This is a genomic window from Curtobacterium sp. HSID17257 (genome assembly GCF_003989515.1).
Classification (GTDB): domain Bacteria; phylum Actinomycetota; class Actinomycetes; order Actinomycetales; family Microbacteriaceae; genus Curtobacterium.
The window spans coordinates 1-17,643 of record NZ_RBLU01000027.1; the positions used below are offsets into that span (position 1 = coordinate 1).

At 72.8% G+C, this 17,643-nt stretch carries 21 protein-coding genes; 4 read left to right on the forward strand and 17 right to left on the reverse strand.

Going from position 1 to position 17,643, the window contains the following annotated elements:
* From D8M35_RS06420 to D8M35_RS06455, 8 genes are all read right to left on the reverse strand, one after another.
* On the reverse strand, positions 1–1,519 hold a 1,519-nt coding region (locus tag D8M35_RS06420), incomplete at its 3' end, for an MDR family MFS transporter (RefSeq protein WP_126891094.1).
* Entirely contained in the window at positions 1,516–2,139 is a 624-nt protein-coding gene (locus tag D8M35_RS16870) for a TetR/AcrR family transcriptional regulator (RefSeq protein ID WP_238638122.1), read from the reverse strand. The genes D8M35_RS06420 and D8M35_RS16870, both read right to left, overlap by 4 nt.
* 47 nt (positions 2,140–2,186) lie before the next feature.
* Entirely contained in the window at positions 2,187–2,669 is a 483-nt protein-coding gene (locus D8M35_RS06430; protein WP_238638123.1) for a GNAT family N-acetyltransferase, read from the reverse strand.
* Between the two features lie 33 nt (positions 2,670–2,702).
* Positions 2,703–3,383 (reverse strand): HAD family hydrolase, encoded by a 681-nt coding sequence (locus D8M35_RS06435; RefSeq protein WP_126891095.1) that lies wholly within the window; start codon positions 3,381–3,383, stop codon positions 2,703–2,705.
* A 48-nt stretch (positions 3,384–3,431) separates the two neighbouring features.
* Positions 3,432–4,073, reverse strand: a complete 642-nt coding sequence (locus D8M35_RS06440) for an MBL fold metallo-hydrolase (RefSeq protein ID WP_126891096.1) — start codon at positions 4,071–4,073, stop codon at positions 3,432–3,434.
* A gap of 136 nt (positions 4,074–4,209) precedes the next feature.
* Positions 4,210–4,782, reverse strand: a complete 573-nt coding sequence (locus tag D8M35_RS06445) for a DUF3618 domain-containing protein (RefSeq protein WP_126891097.1) — start codon at positions 4,780–4,782, stop codon at positions 4,210–4,212.
* Positions 4,779–5,222, reverse strand: coding sequence for a phage holin family protein (locus tag D8M35_RS06450; RefSeq protein ID WP_066651661.1), 444 nt, complete (start codon positions 5,220–5,222; stop codon positions 4,779–4,781). Before D8M35_RS06450 ends, D8M35_RS06445 begins: the two co-directional genes overlap by 4 nt.
* Complete coding sequence (locus D8M35_RS06455; protein ID WP_126891098.1) at positions 5,219–6,070, reverse strand: hypothetical protein; 852 nt, start codon at positions 6,068–6,070, stop codon at positions 5,219–5,221. Before D8M35_RS06455 ends, D8M35_RS06450 begins: the two co-directional genes overlap by 4 nt.
* Before the next feature lie 189 nt (positions 6,071–6,259).
* Here D8M35_RS06455 and D8M35_RS06460 point away from each other — a divergent pair, with 189 nt between their 5' ends.
* Entirely contained in the window at positions 6,260–7,024 is a 765-nt protein-coding gene (locus tag D8M35_RS06460) for a glycosyltransferase (protein ID WP_126891099.1), read from the forward strand.
* A 214-nt stretch (positions 7,025–7,238) separates the two neighbouring features.
* On the forward strand, positions 7,239–7,898 hold the full coding sequence (locus D8M35_RS06465) for a hypothetical protein (RefSeq protein ID WP_126891100.1): 660 nt from the start codon (positions 7,239–7,241) through the stop codon (positions 7,896–7,898).
* Between the two features lie 2 nt (positions 7,899–7,900).
* On the opposite strand, the gene D8M35_RS06470 is transcribed toward D8M35_RS06465, so the two are convergent.
* Positions 7,901–8,506, reverse strand: a complete 606-nt coding sequence (locus D8M35_RS06470; RefSeq protein ID WP_126891101.1) for a helix-turn-helix domain-containing protein — start codon at positions 8,504–8,506, stop codon at positions 7,901–7,903.
* A 66-nt stretch (positions 8,507–8,572) separates the two neighbouring features.
* On the opposite strand from D8M35_RS06470, the gene D8M35_RS06475 reads away from it, so the two are divergent.
* Positions 8,573–9,562, forward strand: a complete 990-nt coding sequence (locus D8M35_RS06475; RefSeq protein ID WP_126891102.1) for an NAD(P)/FAD-dependent oxidoreductase — start codon at positions 8,573–8,575, stop codon at positions 9,560–9,562.
* On the opposite strand, the gene D8M35_RS06480 is transcribed toward D8M35_RS06475, so the two are convergent.
* From D8M35_RS06480 to D8M35_RS06500, 5 genes are all read right to left on the reverse strand, one after another.
* Complete coding sequence (locus D8M35_RS06480) at positions 9,547–10,215, reverse strand: pentapeptide repeat-containing protein (protein ID WP_126891103.1); 669 nt, start codon at positions 10,213–10,215, stop codon at positions 9,547–9,549. The genes D8M35_RS06475 and D8M35_RS06480 overlap by 16 nt on opposite strands.
* Before the next feature lie 4 nt (positions 10,216–10,219).
* Positions 10,220–10,654 carry a DUF6314 family protein gene (locus D8M35_RS06485; protein ID WP_126891104.1) on the reverse strand — a complete coding sequence of 145 codons (435 nt, stop codon included), beginning with the start codon at positions 10,652–10,654 and terminating at the stop codon, positions 10,220–10,222.
* Between the two features lie 9 nt (positions 10,655–10,663).
* Positions 10,664–11,011, reverse strand: coding sequence for an SHOCT domain-containing protein (locus D8M35_RS06490; protein ID WP_126891105.1), 348 nt, complete (start codon positions 11,009–11,011; stop codon positions 10,664–10,666).
* A gap of 195 nt (positions 11,012–11,206) precedes the next feature.
* Positions 11,207–12,265, reverse strand: a complete 1,059-nt coding sequence (locus D8M35_RS06495; RefSeq protein ID WP_126891106.1) for an NAD-dependent epimerase/dehydratase family protein — start codon at positions 12,263–12,265, stop codon at positions 11,207–11,209.
* 49 nt (positions 12,266–12,314) lie between these two features.
* Positions 12,315–13,505 carry a zinc-dependent alcohol dehydrogenase gene (locus D8M35_RS06500; RefSeq protein WP_126891107.1) on the reverse strand — a complete coding sequence of 397 codons (1,191 nt, stop codon included), beginning with the start codon at positions 13,503–13,505 and terminating at the stop codon, positions 12,315–12,317.
* 323 nt (positions 13,506–13,828) lie between these two features.
* Here D8M35_RS06500 and D8M35_RS06505 point away from each other — a divergent pair, with 323 nt between their 5' ends.
* Positions 13,829–14,659, forward strand: a complete 831-nt coding sequence (locus tag D8M35_RS06505) for a polysaccharide deacetylase family protein (RefSeq protein WP_161972612.1) — start codon at positions 13,829–13,831, stop codon at positions 14,657–14,659.
* 146 nt (positions 14,660–14,805) lie between these two features.
* Here the strand turns inward: D8M35_RS06505 and D8M35_RS06510 are convergent, their stop codons facing one another.
* The 3 genes from D8M35_RS06510 to D8M35_RS06520 all read right to left on the reverse strand — a co-directional run bounded on the left by D8M35_RS06510 (position 14,806) and on the right by D8M35_RS06520 (position 17,558).
* The gene (locus D8M35_RS06510) at positions 14,806–15,363 is read right to left on the reverse strand and encodes a TetR/AcrR family transcriptional regulator (RefSeq protein ID WP_202976533.1); all 558 of its coding nucleotides are present in this window, start codon (positions 15,361–15,363) and stop codon (positions 14,806–14,808) included.
* Positions 15,353–16,861, reverse strand: coding sequence for an MFS transporter (locus D8M35_RS06515; RefSeq protein ID WP_126891110.1), 1,509 nt, complete (start codon positions 16,859–16,861; stop codon positions 15,353–15,355). Before D8M35_RS06515 ends, D8M35_RS06510 begins: the two co-directional genes overlap by 11 nt.
* A 73-nt stretch (positions 16,862–16,934) precedes the next feature.
* Positions 16,935–17,558, reverse strand: a complete 624-nt coding sequence (locus D8M35_RS06520) for a DNA alkylation repair protein (protein ID WP_126891111.1) — start codon at positions 17,556–17,558, stop codon at positions 16,935–16,937.
* Positions 17,559–17,643: the final 85 nt, after the last annotated feature.

A 17,643-nucleotide genomic window follows, 5' to 3' on the forward strand; every position in this document is an offset into this window, starting at 1 on the left:
TCAGTGCGAGCAGGAACGCGATCGCGATGAACGGCAGCAGGTACCAGAACACCGGCGCGAGGGAGTCGGCGTACGCGTTCACGATGCCGTCCTGCACCGCCTCGGGCAGCTTCGCGACGGTCGCCGGGTCGATGCTGCCCGCCGAGAACGCCGCGTCGGTGGCGGACCCGCCGGCCGAGGTGAAGACGTCGGTCAGCGCGCTCGTCAGCCGTGCCGTGAACAGCGCGCCGAAGACGGCGGTGCCCAGTGATGCGCCGACCTCGCGGAAGTAGTTGTTCGTCGACGTCGCGGTCCCCACCTGCTCCGCGGGCACGGCGTTCTGCGCGACGAGGACGACCACCTGCATGATGAGCCCGAGCCCCGCGCCGAACACGAACAGGTAGGCGCAGATGAGCCAGATCGGGGTGTCCGCGGCGAGCTGCGTCATGGCGAGCATGGCCAGCGCGACGAGCACCGTGCCGACGATCGGGAACGCCCGGTAACGGCCGGTCTTGGTGATGAGGTTGCCGGACGCGATCGACGTACCGATGAGGCCGACCATCATCGGCAGCATGAGCAGGCCGGACACCGCGGCCGAGGTGCCCGACGCCATCTGCAGGAACGTCGGGACGAACCCGATCGCGGCGAACATGCCGATGCCGAGCACGAGGCCGATGCCCGTCGCGAGCAGGAACGTGCGGTTGCGGAAGAAGGACATCGGCAGCACCGGGTCCTCGACGCGCGACTCGACGAGCACGAGCAGCGCGGCCGAGACGACGAGTCCGGCGAACCAGGCCCACGTCTCGGGGGCGTCCCAGCCGTGGTCCCTGCTGCCGCCGAACTCGGAGAAGAACACGAGGCAGGTGGTCGCGGCGGACATGAGCACGACGCCGAGCACGTCGATCCGCTTCTCGGCCTTCTTCGTCGGCAGGGTCAGCGCGAACCAGGCGACGAAGAACGCCGCGATGCCGACCGGGATGTTGATGTAGAACGCCCAGTTCCAGGTGAGGTGGTCGACGAAGAACCCGCCGAGCAGCGGGCCGCCGATCGCCGACAGGCCGAAGATCGCGCCGAGCGGGCCGAGGTACTTGCCGCGCTCCGAGGCGGGGACGATGTCGGCGATGATCGCCTGCGACAGGATCATCAGGCCACCGCCGCCCAGGCCCTGCATCGCGCGGAAGACGACGAGCTGCGTGAAGTCGCCGGCGAAGGCGCAGCCGGCGGACGCGATCGTGAACAGGGCGATCGCGACGAGGAACAGGTTGCGGCGCCCGAGGACGTCGCCGAACTTGCCGTAGATCGGCATCACGATGGTCGATGCGAGCAGGTACCCGGTCGTGAGCCAGGCCTGGTGCGCGACGCCGCCGAGTTCGCCCACGATGGTGGGCATCGCCGTCGACACGATCGTCTGGTCGAGGCTCGACAGGAGCATCCCGGCGATGAGGGCGGAGAAGATGATCCAGATGCGTCGCTGCGTCAGCAGCAGCGGTCCGTCGGATCCGGGTCGGGCACGCTTCGTGCCCTGCGCGGTGGCGCTCATGCGGTGTGGTCCTGTCCGGTGGTGGTGATGGCCGCCCTGAGCTGGCGGAGGTTGTCGGTGAGCAGCGCGTCGAACGACGGCCCGCTCGCCTCGTCGAAGGCGTCGTCGAAGTACTCGCCGGCCGTGACCTTGAGCAGGCCGGCGGCGGCCTCGGTGACGAGCTGCGCGCGCCGGTCGTCCGGGTCGGTCCAGTCGAAGCGCTCGCGGACGGCCCGACCGACCGCGGTCAGCTGGACGTCGGCGGCGGCGAGGAACTTCGCGACCATGACGGGTTCGCGCTCGAACACCCGGCGGACGAGGGCCTCGTCGGCGCGGTCGAGCCCGGCGACGTGCATCTGCTCGATCGCCAGGGCGACGACGGACCCGAGCGGGTCGAGGTCGTCCGGCACGAGGGCGCCCGACGCGTAGGCGCGGAGCACCTCCTCCGTCCGACCCTGCTCGATGCCGAGCACGGCGTCGTCCTTCGACGCGAAGTGGTTGAAGAACGTGCGCCGGGAGACGCCGACCGTCTCGCAGAGCTGCTCGATGGTGAAGCCGTGCAGACCGTGCTCGATCGTGGCCCGGCGTGCCTCGACGACCATGCGTCGGCGCAGCGTGCGGGTGCGTTCGGTGGGGCTCACCGAGCAAGAATTGCACTCTGATGCTGAGAGTGCAACAGGAGGACGGGTTACAGCGCCTTCGCGAAGCAGAACGACCAGGGCATGGTCGCGGCGTACGGCTCGTAGACGTCGATCTGCTGCCACCCAGTCTTGCGGTACAGCGCGACGGCCTCGGGCTGCTTGTCGCCGGTCTGCAGGATCACGCGGGACACGCCCTGCTCGCGTGCGACCTGCTCGCCCTCGGTGAGCAGCGCGGTGGCGGCGCCCTTGCCGCGGGCGGCGGCGAGGACGATCAGGCGCTTCAGCTCGACCTCGTCGCCGAGGTGGCGGACGGCGATGTGTCCGAGGGCGGTGCCGTCCTCGTCGATCGCGAGGAGCGAGGTGATGACCGTGGCCGGGTCGACGGCCAGCACACGGTTCCGCTCGGCGGTGACGGCCGGGTCCTCGTCCGCGTGCCCGTCACCGTAGCGCTCGTGCATCTCGTCGTCCATGGTGGCGCGGAGGGCAACTCCACGGGGGTCGTCCCAGGCAACGCGCTCGATCGTGATCACGATCGTCCATCCTCGCACGCACGGGGGCGGGACTCAGGCCAGCGCGGCGATCGGCCCCTCGCCCGCCCGGAACGCGGCGAGCACGGCGGCTGCGTCGTCGTACACGGCCGCGGCACCGGCTCCGCGGAGTTCGTCGCCGCCGATCCCGCCGGTCATCACACCGACGCAGGGCAGCCCGACCTTCCCCGACGACTCGACGTCCCACATGGCGTCACCGACCATCACCGCGCGATCCGCAGCGACGCCGACCTTGTCGAGCGCGACCTGGATGATCCCGGGGTCCGGCTTCGCCTGCTCCACGTCCTCCGAGCTCGTCTCGGCCGTCACCCACGCGGACGCGTCGAGCATCTCGCGCAGCACCGACAGCTCCGACTCGGGCGCACTCGTCGCCAGCACGACCGCGTGGCCGGCGTCGGCGACCGCCTCGAGCAGCTCCCGCGCCCCGGGCAGCAGCCGCAGCTGCGGCATGTGCTCCGAGTAGTAGGCGGTGTGGAACTGCTTCGCGGTGTCGCGGACCTCGTCGGAGGCGTCGGGCAGCAGCTCCTCGAGCAGGCGCCGGGAGTCCATGCCGATCGCCCGGTGGATCCGCCACGCGTCGACGGACTCGCCGGCGGCTCGGAACGCTCGCCACCATGCGTCGACGTGCGCGTAGTTCGAGTCGGCGAGGGTGCCGTCGATGTCGAAGAGGACGGCGGTCGAGGGAGCATCAGGCATCCGCCCAGCCTGCTCCCACGACCACCGGTTCGACCCAGGGTCGCGCGATCAGACCTCGATCGACGAACCGACGGGCAGGATCGACGCCGGGACGCCACCGAGGCCCTCGGTGCCGAACATCCGGACGTTCATCTCCTGACCGCCCTCGCTGAGGAGCAGCTCGTGGATCTGCACCACGCGCTCCGGTGCGACCGCGCGGACGTAGTCGACACCCTCGCCGGTCTTCGCCCACGGCCCGCTCGTCGGGACGAGCAGGGTCCGGACCGGGACGTCCGGCACGAGGTAGGCGTCGCCCGGGTGGAAGACGGCGTCGTTCACCAGGTAGCCCACGTTCGCGATGGTGGGGATGTCGCGGTGGATGACCGCGTGCTCCTCCCCGAAGACCCGGGCGCGGAAGGGCCCGACCTCGACCGTGTCGCCCGCGGTGACCGTGCGGACGCGGCCGTCGTGGTCGCCGAGCTGCTCGACGACCGACGCCGGACCGTGGACGACGACGTCGGCGCTGCGCTCCAGACCCGCACGGATCGCGTCGACGGCGAAGTGGTCGGCGTGCTCGTGGGTGACGAGGACGACCGTGGCCCCGGCGACGAGGTCGGCGGACTCGGGCGTGAACGAGCCCGGGTCGATGACGAGCGAGGCGCCGTCCTGCTCGAGGACGACGGTGGCGTGGTTGTACTTCGTCAACTGCATGACACCAGTCAACGCCGGCCGTACCGGACCGCATGCCCTCGCGTCCTGAGGGCACGCTCAGTCCCGGCGGGCTGGACGACGGACGGGAGGCCCGTGGCGGCGTCGCCACGGGCCTCCCGTCCGTCACGGGGTGACGTCAGCTGCTGCGCACGTCGTCCGCAGCACCCTTCGCGTGCTCCTGGACGTCGGACGCGGCGCCCTGCGCTTCGTCCTTGACGGTCTGCGCGGCATCCTGCGCGGTCCCCTTGAGGTCCTGCGCGTGCTCCTTCGCCACGTCGCCCAGCTGCGAACCGACGTCCTTCGCCTGGGACTTGACGTCCTCGACGAGGGGTGCCGCCTTGTCCTTGAGCTCACCGGCGAGCTGCTCCTCCTTGTCGGACGTCGGGATGAGCGACGAGGCGAGCCACCCGGCGCCGAACGCGATGAGCCCGACCGCCAGCGGGTTGCCCTTGGCCTTCTCGACGCCCTCGTGCGCGACGTCCTTCGCCCGGTCGGTCGCACCCGAGGCAGACCCCGAGACGCTCGAGCCGGCGGAGTGCGCCGAGCCCATCACCGAGTCGCGGACGCCCTGGAAACGGTTCTTCACCCGGTCGGTCTGACGGTGCGCGATCGAGGACGGGTTGACCTTGTCGGCCAGGGCGTCGACGTCGGACCCGAGGGCACCGCGGGTGCGCTCGATGTCGGCACGGATCTCTTCTGGGGTGCTCATGGCTTCCTCCCGGTGTTCGGCTTGAGTGCTTCGGGGACTTCCTTGACGGTCTCGACCGTCTGCGGGGCGCCCTGGATCTCCTTGATCTCCTTGCGCCCCCGGACGGCGAGGATCGCGGCGACGATCGCGTAGACCACGGCGATCACGACGGCGGACCACGCGTTGCCGATGAGGTACCCGAGACCCCACCACGCGGCGATCGACAGGAACAACAGGGCGAACAGGGCGGTGAGCCCGGCGCCGCCGAACATGCCGCCGGCCTTGCCCGCCTTCTTGGCGGACTCGGTGAGCTCCGCCTTGGCGAGGGCGACCTCCTGGCGGAACAGCGACGACAGGTCCTTCGACACGTCGGTCAGCAGTTCGCCCAGGGGCGTCGTGGCGGCGCGTTCCTCGGGCGTCGGCTCACCGAGCGGGGTCGCGCCCGGGACCGTGTGGCTCATACGCCGCTCCCCGTGCCGGTCGAGGTCTCGCCGGCCTCCTTCTCGTGCTTGACCTCGGTGGCGAGGGCCTTCGTCAGGCGTCCGGCGAGGATGCCGGCGCCCGCGGCGAGCGCGATGAACGTGCCGGGGCGCTTCGCGGCGAAGGACTTCACCTCGTCGAGGAGCGAACCCGGGTCGCGGTTCTCGAGGTACCCGGCTGCGGAGCCCGCACGGTTCGACAGGTCGCGGACGACCTTCGCGGCGATGCCCTGCTCGTCGTCCTTGTCGGCCATGCGGCCGAGCTGCTCGCCGAGGCTGCGGAGGCCCCCAGCGGCGCGCTCCTGCTGGCCGGCCGCCTGCTCCTTGAGCGTGTCGGAGGCCTGGGAGTAGAGCTGCTTGGCGTGGTCGGTCGCCTCGGAGGCGACGTTCGACGCCTGCTCCTTCGCGGTACCGGCCACGTCCGCGACCTTGTCCTTCGCATCGCCGGCGACGTCCTGCGCGGCACCCTTGGCTGCGTCGGCCTTGCCGCCGCCGGTGCTGTCGGAGCCACCGACGCTGCCGACGCCCGCGGTCGAGCCCGTGGACGAGGCAGCGGACGAGCCCGCGCTCGGGACGTACCCGGCGGAGGTGCTCGTGGAGTCGACCAGGGGCGCCGAGGCACCGGCGGCCGACGGGGTCGCGGGGAGCTGCTCGTCGGCGGGCAGCGCGTCGAGCGGCTCGACGTCGTCGAAGCCCTCGGGGCGGGTGGCCGGCGTGTCACTGGCGTACGACGGCACGGTCACGCCCGGGTACACCTCGTGTCCCTCGGCAGCCGCCGTGCGGTCGTGGATGGGCGTCCCGGAGTCGTTCCCGGGTGGGTTCGTGGTCATGGTCGGCCTTCCGGTTCGGTCGCGGCGGGTACGGCACCCGTCGCGCTGGACCCGACCGTGCGCGAGCACCGCTGCGCTGCGGCACAGGAACGTCGGAAGGCGCGGCCGGACCGTCCACGGAACGCGGTGGAGGCCTGCGAGCACCGAGCCCGACGGTCCCTCCAGCACGGCTCCGGCAGGATCGGCAGGGTGCTCCTGGTCTCCGTCGTCGTCCCCGTGCTCGACGACGCCGAGCACCTCGCGCGCTGCCTCGACGCCCTGGCCGCGCAGACCCATCCCGTGCACGAGGTCATCGTCGTCGACAACGGCAGCACCGACGACAGCTCCGAGGTCGCCTGCGCCGCCGCGGCCGTCGTGCTGCACGAACCGGTGCGCGGGATCGCACGGGCCTCGGCACGCGGCTACGACCACGCATCGGGCGACGTCATCGCCCGGCTCGACGCGGACTCGGTCCCGCCACCCGGCTGGATCGCCGAGGCCGTCCGGCTGCTGGCTCGGCCGGGTGTCGTCGCGGTGACGGGACCCGGTCGCCCCCGCGACGGCGGCGCGGTCCTCCGCCGGGTGTGGAGCGGGCTCTACATGGGCCCGTACTTCGTGCTGATGTGGTCGGCGCTGGGACGTCCGCCGCTGTTCGGCTCCGCGATGGCCGTGCACCGTGCCACGTGGACGGCGGTCCGGGGTCGGGCGCACCGTGACGACCCCGAGGTGCACGACGACGTCGACCTCTCCATGCAGCTCGACCCCGCATGGCACGTGGTGGCCGCCCGGTCGCTCACCGTCGAGGTGTCGGCGAGGCCGCTGTCCGGCGCGGCGTCGATGCTCCGACGGACGCGGCGGGCCTTCCACACGTTCCGGGTGAACGGACGCCGGGCGAACCCGGTGCGGAGGTGGGCGCGACGGGGCCGGGTGGCGCTCCGAGCGCGGGCGTCCGGGTCCTGGCCGCACCGCCGCTGACCGGCTGCGCCGGCCCCGGCCCGACGGCCGGCGGATCGGCAGTCCGGTAGTCCGGTAGTCCGGCAGACCGGCAGGTCGACCTCGGACGTCACGATCGGATCGCGATCCGGTTCCGATCGGAGCACGCCCCGCCGCCCGCCGCCCGGGCACGACTAGCGTCGTGGACACGTCGACCGGCAGCCGGACGACGCACCTGAGGGGGGACATGCCGCACATGCGCACGACGACACTGCTCGCCACGATCGGACTCGGTGTGGGCCTGGCGCTCACCGTGTCCGGGTGCACGAGCGGTGACGGCGACGCCGTGACCCCGACCCCGAGCACGAGCACGACCGCGCGCGCGACCGGCACCCCGACCCCGGCGGGCAGTGCCACACCGGGCCCGACCCCGGGAGCCGGTGCGTCGAGCACCACGACCGCCCCTGCGACCGCTGCGGGCAAGGTCCCGGCGACGTGCGACGACGTGGTGACGCCGGGCAGGTTCGACTTCACCGACGTGATGCCGCTGAACGACCCCGCCGTCGTCGGCGGTACGGAGATCCCCCGCACCGCCCTGACCCCGGCGGGTCGGTCCGACGGACAGCGGCTGTACTGCGTCTGGCGCGACCCGCGGGCGGACGTGTCGAACCTCACCGTCCTGGTGGAGGACGTCGTCCCGGCGCGCGCGACCGAGGCGCTCCGCGGGCTGTCCGGCTTCGACTGCTCGACCGTCGACGACGGCTTCCGGTGCCAGCAGGTCAGGCAGAACCAGCAGTACCCGGTGATCGACGGCGACACCTACTTCACGCGGGGCGGCATCGGCATCCACATCCACCAGTCGAACGTGCCGACGGACGGCCTGCTCGACGACGTCGTCGGGAACGTCTTCCGCTGAGTTCAGCCGGTCGGCCGTGACCGCACGTGCGCCCGCTCCCCCTGCGGCCCGTACAGGCACAGCACCTCGGCGACCGCGTCCGAGGTGTTCCCCACCCAGTGCGGCGTCCGTGTGTCGAACTCGACGACCTCGCCCGGCCCGAGGTCGAAGTCGCGCTCGCCGAGCAGCAACCGCACCCGACCGGAGAGCACGTAGAGCCACTCGTAGCCCTCGTGCGTCTTCAGGGTGCGGTCGCCGTTCGCGGGCATCGGCGGGATGAGCTGCTTGAACGACCGCACGCCGCCGGTGCGCTCGGTCAGCGGGATCACCACGCGCCCGCCGTGCTGCTCCGGCTTGAGGTGGACGCGCGGGTCGCCGGTCTGCGGTGCGCCGACGAGGTCGTCGAGCGGCACCTGGTACGCCCGGGCGAGGGGCAGCAGCAGCTCGAGGGTCGGCCGGCGCTGCCCGGACTCCAGCCGGGACAGGGTCGAGACCGAGATGCCGGTCTCGGCTGCGAGCGCCGCCAGGGTGACGTCGCGTCGTTCGCGCAGCCACCGCAGGCGGGGGCCGACCGCGTCCACCACCTGGGCCGTCGTCGGCGGGGTGGGGCGTGCCTCCAGAGCGTCCATGCCGCGATCTTGCCATACCGGCAACGGATGTTGCCATCGACGGCTGGGCCGCCACAGGATGCCGCCATGTCCGATCACTTCGACGTCATCGTCATCGGCGGCTCCGCCGCCGGCCTGTCCGCTGCACTCATCCTCGGGCGCTCACGGCGCTCCGTCCTGGTCGTCGACAGCGGCGAGCCCCGGAACGCGCCCGCCGAGGGCGCCCACAACTACCTCGGACGCGAGGGCGTCGCGCCCGCCGAGCTGACCCGCATCGGTCGTGACGAGGTGGCCGCCTACGGCGTCGAGGTGACGGCCGGGAGGGTCGTGGCCACGTCCGCCACCGACGGCGACGGCACGGAGGCGGTCGGCTTCTCGGTCACGCTCGACTCCGGCAGGGTCGTCACCGCACGCAGGCTGGTCGTCGCCTCCGGCGCCGTCGACGTGCTGCCCGACGTGCCGGGGCTCGCCGAGCAGTGGGGGCGCGGGGTCGTGCACTGCCCGTTCTGCCACGGGTGGGAAGTCCGCGACCAGCGCATCGGCGTCCTCGTCACCACGCCCAACGGGGCGCACCACGCGCAGATGTTCCGCGCGTTGAGCGACCGGGTGACGGCGTTCGTCACCGACCCCTCGCTGGTCGACGACACCGCCCGCGCCGGTCTCCGTGCTCGCGGCGTCGAGGTGGTCGAGGGAGCGGTGTCCCGTGTGCTGTCCTCGGACGGCCCCCTGACCGGTGTCGAGCTCGGCTCGGGGCAGGTCGTCGCGCTCGACGCGCTCGCGGCGTCGAGCACGGCGGAGCCGCGCGTCGGGTTCCTCGAGGGCCTCGGGCTGCGCGCGGAGGACGTCGTCGTGAACGGCTTCCGGTTCGGCGGTGGGCTCACGGTCGACGCCGTCGGCCAGACGGGTGTCCGCGGGGTGTACGCCGCGGGCAACGTCACGTCACCGATGGCCACCGTCATCGCGTCGGCAGCTGCGGGGACACAGGCCGGAGCGGCCGTGCACGGTGACCTCGTGCAGGCGGACATCGCGGCGGCGCTGGCCGTCGTGGTCGAGCCGGTGGGTCAGTCGACGCGGTAGCCGGCCTGCGCTGCCAGGAGCGGCGCGAGGGCGAACAGCTGGTCGGTGCCGATCGTCGCCCCGCGGAGGCCCTCGAGCCGCTCCACCCGGTCGAGGTCGGCGTCGCGCAGGTCCACGTGCTCGACGCGGGTGTTCGTGCCCTCGACGGAGCGGATCCGCGTGCCGGGGAACGCCACGCGCAGCAGTCGGGCGTCGGCGACGTCGAGCTCGTCGACCACGCAGTCGCGGAACACCACGTCCGTGAGCGTCGAGCCGCGCAGGTTGAGGAACCCGAACTTCATCCCGACGAACTCGACACCGTTCAGCGTCGCGTCGTACAGCTCTGCGGAGCCCACCCGGCCGCCCGCGACCCGGACCTCGCGCCAGGCGCTGCTCGACGCCCGGAGCACCGGGGCGTCGAGCGTCTCGACGACCGAGTCGCGGATGCGCAGCCCTCGCAGGTCGGTGCCGTCCGCCCGGAGCGTGTCGACCACGCACTCCTCGAGCTCGAGGTCGGGCAGGCGCTCACCCGCCACGTCGAGCGTCTCGATGCGCTTGCCCTCGATCCGGTCCCCGGTCAGGACGTCACCGGGTGCCGGCGCCCAGTCCTCGAGGTCCCGCGGGCCGATCGGGGCGATGCGTGGGGCCGTGGTACCGGTCGAGGAGCGTGCCATGTGCTCAGTCTGCCGTGGCGGACCGACGCTCGAGCACGCTGTCGAGCCGGTGGTCCTTCGCCGGGCCGCGGGCCTCCCACCGGACCGTCCAGCGCTCGGCGTCGCCGACGAGCACGCCGACGTAGTGGTCCGGGGCGCAGGGGTGCTCGACCGGGGCGCCCCAGGCCCAGGGGTGGAAGACGCGGCCGTCGGCGAAGTGCACCGTCCAGCGGCCGTCCGCGCCCCGCCGGACGAACAGCGTGCGGGACACCGGGGTGACGAGGTCACCGAGGTGCATCGTGCCGGACTCGTCCCACCGCACCTCGTCCGGGGTCGTCAGCGTCAGGCTCGTGGTCCCGGTGACGGTGCCGGTGACGCGCGCGAGCCGGTCGTCGATCGTGCGGCGGAGCGTCCAGTCCCCGAGTAGGTCGGTCGGCAGCAGCGGACTCGTCGGCAGCACGGGCCCAGGCTACGCGCGGAGCGCCTCGGCCCGGGCCGTGCGGTGCTCGACATCGGAGATGACGCCGCGGCGGTGCAGGTCGTCGAGCTCGGCGAGCCGCTGCTCTCGTGACACCGTTGGGGCGAGCACCCCGCTCTGCATCGCCCGGTACGCCAGGTCCTCCTGCATCGTCCACGGGTCCTGCCCCCGGGCCCTCATCCGCCTCGCACGCAGGACCGAGACGACGACGATCGCGGTGATGCCGAGGAGCGTGACGATGCCGCCGACGGCCACGAGGGTCCAGACCAGGTCGTACACCGGCGGGATCAGCGGGTTGTGGGTCTCCCCGCCGGGAGCCCCGAAGTCGTCGATCGCCACGCCGCCCCTCCCCCTGCTGGGCACGCTCGCGCCCTGGCCTGGAGCGTAGCGCGCCCGGTGCTTCCCAGAACAGGTGCGATGCCAGGAGTTTCCGGGCGTACCTGGTCGAACCGACGCACCAGGCACGCCCGGTCCCACCAGGCACGCCCGGTCCCACCAGGTACGCCCGAGCACGTCAGGCCCGCGCGGAGCCCGTCAGCCCCGGAGCGGCTCCGACGCCGCGACGTTCGCCCCGTCCGCGAACCCGCCCACGAGCTCGCGCAGCGCCTCCTCCGCCGTGTGCTGCGGCTCCCACCCGAGTTCGCGTCGGGCCCGGTCCGTCCGCATGATCGGCACACCGGCCGCGATGTCGAGCCACCCGGCGTCCGTCGGTTGGAGCCGGAGCCGCCAGGTGAGCGTGACGATCCCGCGCAGCAGCCGCATCGGCACCCGCACCGCCCCGAGCATCCCCGCCGCCCGCGCCATCCTCGGCGGCGTGAGCACCGGCGTCGCGGCGATGTTGAACGCACCCGCGGCCCGCCGGTCGATCGCCCGCCAGAACGCGTCGGCGAGGTCGTCGGCGTGCACGGCCTGGAACACGAACGGCAGTGGCAGCGGCAGGACCGCGAACCGGGCCGCCCGCACGATCGACATCGGCACGAGGTGCCCGAGGAACAGCCCCCGGAGCTCGGCCGCGACCCCGCGCTGGAACACCAGGCCGGGCCGGAGCCGGGTCACGACGACGTCGGGGTGTGCGCGCTCGAACGCGTCCATCGCCCGCTCGTTCTCGGCCTTGTGGATCGAGTACGTCGCCGTCGGGATGCCGGTCGCCGGGAACGACTCGTCGACGGGGGTCCGCTTGCCCTCGACGTCGACGCCCCGGTAGGCCCCGACGGACGACGACACGACGACCTGCCCGACACCGGCCCGGGCGACCGCCGCGAGCACGTTCGCCGTGCCGGTGACGTTGGTCCGGTGCTGCGCCGGGATGTCGTGCGTCGGCTGCAGCGCCCACGCCAGGTGCACCACGGCGTCGGCACCCTGGAACACCGCCGTCAGCTCGTCGACCGCGCGCGGACCGCCGACGTCGACCGCGTGCCAGACGGCCACGTCGTACGGTGCGACGCGCGCGTCCGGCACCCGTCGGGCGACGCCGACGACCTGCAGGCCGTCCTCGTCGCCCGCGCGGCCGTCACCGGTGAGCCGTGCCGCCGCGAGCCGCCGCAGCACCGCGGTGCCGACGTTGCCGGTCGCCCCGACCACGACGACCCGCATCAGCGCGACCGTCCCGGACGGTTGCCGACGAGCGGCGACGGCCCGGTCATCAGGCGGCGGCCATCGACGGGTCGAGCACGACCTTGATGCACCCGTCCTCCTTCTTCTGGAAGACCGAGTACATGTGCGGGGCGTCCTCGAGGGACACCCGGTGCGTGGTGAGGTCGAGCGTGCCGAGCGGGTCCGAGGGGTCGGACACGAGCGGCATGAGGTCGTCGACCCAGCGGCGGACGTTGCACTGTCCCTCGCGGATCGTGATCTGCTTGTCGAACAGGGTCATCATCGGCATCGGGTCGGCCATGCCGCCGTAGACGCCGGACAGCGACACCGTGCCGCCGCGGCGGACGAGGTCGATCGCCGCGTGCACGGCTGCGAGCCGATCGACGCCGGCGGTCTCGATGGCCTTCTGCGCGAGCTTGTCGGGCAGCAGGCCGGCGGCACGCTGGGCGAACCCGGCGACGGGGTTGCCGTGCGCCTCCATGCCGACCGCGTCGACGACGCCGTCGGGTCCACGCCCGTCGGTGAGGTCGACGAGCTTCGACACCATGTCGTCGTCGAGGTCGAACACCTCGATGCCGTGCTTCGCCCCGAGGTCGCGGCGGACCTGCTCCGGGTCGACGGCGAGCACCCGGTAGCCGAGGTGCTTGCCGATCCGCGCCGCGAACTGTCCGACCGGGCCGAGGCCGAGCACCGCGAGCGTGCCGCCCTCGGGGACCTCGGCGTACTGCACGGCCTGCCAGGCGGTCGGGATGATGTCGCTCATGAACAGCCACTGGTCGTCCGCGCCGGTGTCGGGCACCTTGATGGGGCCGTAGTCGGCGTGCGGCACGCGGAGGTACTCGGCCTGGCCGCCGGGGACCTGGCCGTACATCTTCGTGTACCCGAAGAGCGAGGCGCCGGTGCCGTACTCCTTCACCTGGGTGGTCTCGCACTGCGACTGGAAGCCGTGCTGGCACATCCAGCAGTGCCCGCAGGAGATGTTGAACGGAACGACGACGCGGTCGCCGACCTTCAGGTTCGTGACGGCGGAGCCGACCTCCTCGACGATGCCCATCGGCTCGTGGCCGAGGACGTCGCCCTTGTCGATGTACGGGCCGAGCACCCGGTACAGGTGCAGGTCGGAGCCGCAGATCGCCGTGGACGTGATCCGCACGATCGCGTCGGTCGGCTCCTGGATGGTCGGGTCGGGGACGGTCTCGACGGACACCTTCTCGGTGCCCTGCCAGGTCAGTGCGCGCACGTCGCGTTCCTCTCGTGGTCGCTTCGCGGCCGGCCGGGAGGCACGGCTCACGTGACCTCATCGCTACGCGCCCGCCCCGTGGTGCCCTCCCAGCCCCGTCCGCGGCGCGCGCTGACGGCGGCGGTGGGGCGGGCCTCCCGTCCGGACCAGATCCGCGCGAAGGATGCCGATCCGCGTGAAGGATGCCGTTCCTTCCTGCTCCCGACGCGCGGAACGGTCCCCCACTGCACGCGTGATGGGTCGGAAGGATGGCCGATCGGCCAGCCGGAGGTCCGTCCGGCCGCCGATGCGCTGGCCCCGGTACCGCCGTCAGGCTCGGAGCGATGGACCACAGCACCACGCGCAGGGCACTCCTCGTCGGCGCGACCGGCTCCCTGGCGGCCGGGCTCCTCGCAGCCTGCACGCCCGGCGCCGACGCACCCCGGGGCTCCGCGACCCCGACCGCGACGACGGCTCCGACACCCAGCCCGACACCGACACCGACGACGGCTCCGACACCCAGCCCGACACCGACGCGACCCGCGCTGACGAAGGTGCCCGTGCCGCACGGCACCGTGACGGGACTGCCGGCGGGGACGCCGGGGATCGCGTGGACCGTGGACGACGGAGCCTCGTCCGAGGTCGTCGAGGCCTACGCCCGCTTCGCCGCCGAGACCGGCACGCGCCTGACGTTCTTCGTCAACGGGGTCCGGCCGTCGTGGACCGAGCACGCCGACCTGCTGCGCCCGCTCGTCGACTCCGGGCAGGTGCAGCTCGGCAACCACACGTGGGACCACCCGGCGCTGACGAAGCTGGGCGACCAGGCGATCCAGGACGAGCTGATGCGGAACCACGAGTTCCTCGAGCGCACGTTCGGCGTCGACGCCCGCCCGTACTTCCGACCGCCGTACGGCTACCACGACGCCCGGGTCGACCGGGCCGCCGCCGCGGTCGGGTACACCACGCCGACGCTCTGGTACGGCTCTCTGGCCGACTCGGGGGACATCTCCTCGGACCAGATCGTGGGGTTCGCGGAGCAGTGGTTCCAGCCGGCGCACGTCGTCATCGGGCACGCGAACTTCCCGGGCACGATCGGTGCGCTGCCCCGGCTGCACGCCCTGCTCGAGCAGCGCGGCCTGGCGACCTTCACGCTCGACGACGTCTTCACGCGCTGACGCCCGGCCGGGTTCAGGGTTCCGGGTTCCGGGTTCCGCAAGACGCAACGTCGGCGGCTGCTCGCAGCGCTGCACCGCTGCGAGCCGTCGCCACGGTTGCGTCTTGCGGGGGACGGGGCGGGGTGAGGTGAGGCGCGGGGTCGGGGTCAGGCGGGCTCGGCCAGGGCGAGGAGCGCGTCCCGCGCGACCGCGAGCTCGCGGGCATCGAGGTAGGGCGGGACGGACGATGCGGCTGCGAGCCCCTCGGCTGCGTGCCGCACGACCAGCGAGCGACCCTCGGGCAATCCGTCCCGCGCGAACAGGGTCCGCCAGTGCTCCGCGTCCGCCGCCACCACCGGCTCCATCCCCGGCACCGACATCAGGCCCGACCACAGCGTGTTCGGCGAGAAGACCGCCATCGCCCGTTCGCTCCCACCGCACAGCGTCCGGACGTAGGCGCGGAGGACCTTGCCGGGCCGGTTCTCGGCGAGGTCGACGTGCCGCACCACCTCGTCCACGAAGGTCTGCAGGCCGTGCTCGGCGACCGCCACGAGCAGGGCGTCCTTCGACGGGAAGTGGTGCAGCAGTCCGCTCTTCGACACCCCCGCGGCCCCGGCCACCTCGGCGACGCTCACCCGGGTGCCGCGCTCGCCGAGCAGCCGCTCCGCAGCCTCGAGCACGGCCGCCCGGGTGCGGTCGCGATCACGGGTGCCGTCAGTGCTCACGGGGACCATCCTGCCGGTTCGGGATCACCCGCAGGGCCACGACCGACGCAACCGCGAGCAGCACGGCGGCACAGACCGACGCGAGCTGCATGCCCCCGGTGAACGCGTGCTGCGCCTGCGCGAACGTCGGCGACGACGGGTCGAGCACCTGGGCCGCGCCGGCGAGCGACTCGCGCACCGGGTCCGGCGCACCGGCGTCGAGGTTCGCCCGGTAGAACGCGGTCTGGAGCGACCCGAGGACCGCGATGCCCATCGCGACGCCGAGCTCGTACCCGGTCTCCGAGATGGCGCTGGCTGCACCGGCTCGCTCGCGCGGCGCCGCGGCGACGACCGCGTCGGTGGCGAGCGTCATCGAGACCCCGACGCCGAGCCCGACCACCGCCAGGGCGATCGCGATCCCGACGTAGGTCGGCAGCCCCTCGGCGAACGCCAGGCCCGCCATGCCGACCGCGGCGACCGCGGCGACCGCGAGACCGAGCCCGATCGAGCGACCGGGTCCGACGCGACGGGTGAGCAGCCCGATCACGGCGATGACCGCGATGGACGCCACCGTGGCCGGGAGCTCCGCGGCTCCGGCGAGCAGGGGCGAGAACCCGCGCACGAGCTGCAGGTACTGCGAGAAGAAGAACAGCAGCCCTGTCAGGGCGAACACCGAGAGCGAGTTCGCCACGACGGCACCGGAGAACGCCGGGATCCGGAAGAGCTGCAGGTCGATCAACGGCGTCGTGAGCCGACGCTGCCGTCGCACGAACCACCAGCCGGCGCCGATGCCGACGACCGCCGCGACGGGGACGGTCCAGTCGGCGCCGTGCCCGACGAGGTGCTTCACGGCGTACACCACGGGCACGATCGCGGCGACGGAGAGCACCGCCGAGAGCAGGTCGATCGGGGTCCGGCCCCCACCCTTCGACTCGGGCAGCAGGACCGCACCGGCGACGACGATCACGACGATGACGGGGATGTTGATGAGGAAGACCGAGCCCCACCAGAAGTGCTCGAGCAGTGCCCCGCCCACCAGCGGACCGGCGGCGGCTCCACCGGTCGCACCGGCCGACCACACGGCGATCGCCCGCGTGCGCTGCCGGGGGTCCCGGAAGATCCCCCGCACCAGCGACAACGTCGACGGCATGAGGGTCGCGCCGGCGACCCCGAGCAGCGCCCGGGCGGCGATGAGCGCCTCCGGGCTCGGAGCGAAGGCGGCACCGGCCGAGGCGATCCCGAACGCGACCGAGCCGATGAGCAGCAGGCGCTTCCTGCCGATCCGGTCGGCGACGTTGCCCATCGTGACGAGCAGGCCCGCGAGTGCGAACGAGTACACGTCGCCGATCCAGAGCACCTGCGTGGCCGTCGGCGCGAGGTCTGCGGTCAGGGCGGGCACGGCGAGGGCGAGGACGGTGCCGTCGATCGCGAGCAGCACGACGGCGAGGGTGAGGACCCCGAGGGCCGCCCACTCCCGCGGGGTCGCACGGTGGGTCGAGGTGACCGTGGTCTGCGTCATGCCCCCGACCCTAACCGACCGAACGGTCGGTCGTGCCGACTGCACAGTCAGTGTGCAGGACCACCCACACGAGTCAGGCGCGGAGGCGGTCCCGTTCGGCCGGTGGCAGGTGCTCGGTCGCGGTCGCGCGCGCTGCCGGACTCAGGAAGCGTCCGTTCCGTTCGAGGAAGGCCACGAGCGCCGCCTCGGACGCGCGCTTCCCGGTCTCGCGCAGCACCCAGCCGAGAGCGGACTGCACCGTCGCACCGCGTTCGCGGACCAGGCGTCCGGCGATCGCGAGCGGTACCTCGGCATCGCCCTGCTTGGCGAAGGCGAGCGTGGCCACGACGGCGATCCGACGGACCATCGACACGTCGGACTTCGCGAGCGCGAACAGCGGTCCGGTCGAGCCGCCGACGAGCGGGGCACCGACGAGCTCCTCGGCTGCGACGTCGACCAGCACCGTGTCCTCGAACCGCTCGGCCTTCGCCGCGGCGAGGTACTCGTCGGTCAGCTCCGGATCGGGGTGCGCGCGCATCGCCTGCACCAGGAGCACGACGGCGACCAGCCGCGCCCCTGCGTCCTCGCTCCAGAGCAACGCCGAGCGCTCCCCCTCGTCGAGGTCGGCGAACTGCCGCGCGACCCGGCGTGCCCCTGCGACGTCGCCGGGAGTGCGGGCGAAGGCTGCCAGCACCGCCTCGGCACCGTGGACCTGCATCGGGCCAGCCTACGGCGACGGGTGCTCGGACAGGTTTCACACGATCGAAACACGATGTGTACAAAGCAGCGCCGACACCTGTGAT

What these genes read in the sequence shown, in the direction of transcription:
- D8M35_RS06435 (WP_126891095.1), bottom strand. Translation starts at nt 3,383, where the DNA reads ATGCCTGATGCTCCCTCGACCGCCGTCCTCTTCGACATCGACGGCACC.
- D8M35_RS06440 (WP_126891096.1), bottom strand. Translation starts at nt 4,073, where the DNA reads ATGCAGTTGACGAAGTACAACCACGCCACCGTCGTCCTCGAGCAGGAC.
- D8M35_RS06445 (WP_126891097.1), bottom strand. Translation starts at nt 4,782, where the DNA reads ATGAGCACCCCAGAAGAGATCCGTGCCGACATCGAGCGCACCCGCGGT.
- D8M35_RS06450 (WP_066651661.1), bottom strand. Translation starts at nt 5,222, where the DNA reads ATGAGCCACACGGTCCCGGGCGCGACCCCGCTCGGTGAGCCGACGCCC.
- D8M35_RS06455 (WP_126891098.1), bottom strand. Translation starts at nt 6,070, where the DNA reads ATGACCACGAACCCACCCGGGAACGACTCCGGGACGCCCATCCACGAC.
- D8M35_RS06465 (WP_126891100.1), top strand. Translation starts at nt 7,239, where the DNA reads ATGCGCACGACGACACTGCTCGCCACGATCGGACTCGGTGTGGGCCTG.
- D8M35_RS06470 (WP_126891101.1), bottom strand. Translation starts at nt 8,506, where the DNA reads ATGGACGCTCTGGAGGCACGCCCCACCCCGCCGACGACGGCCCAGGTG.
- D8M35_RS06475 (WP_126891102.1), top strand. Translation starts at nt 8,573, where the DNA reads ATGTCCGATCACTTCGACGTCATCGTCATCGGCGGCTCCGCCGCCGGC.
- D8M35_RS06480 (WP_126891103.1), bottom strand. Translation starts at nt 10,215, where the DNA reads ATGGCACGCTCCTCGACCGGTACCACGGCCCCACGCATCGCCCCGATC.
- D8M35_RS06495 (WP_126891106.1), bottom strand. Translation starts at nt 12,265, where the DNA reads ATGCGGGTCGTCGTGGTCGGGGCGACCGGCAACGTCGGCACCGCGGTG.
- D8M35_RS06505 (WP_161972612.1), top strand. Translation starts at nt 13,829, where the DNA reads ATGGACCACAGCACCACGCGCAGGGCACTCCTCGTCGGCGCGACCGGC.
- D8M35_RS06515 (WP_126891110.1), bottom strand. Translation starts at nt 16,861, where the DNA reads ATGACGCAGACCACGGTCACCTCGACCCACCGTGCGACCCCGCGGGAG.
- D8M35_RS06520 (WP_126891111.1), bottom strand. Translation starts at nt 17,558, where the DNA reads ATGCAGGTCCACGGTGCCGAGGCGGTGCTGGCAGCCTTCGCCCGCACT.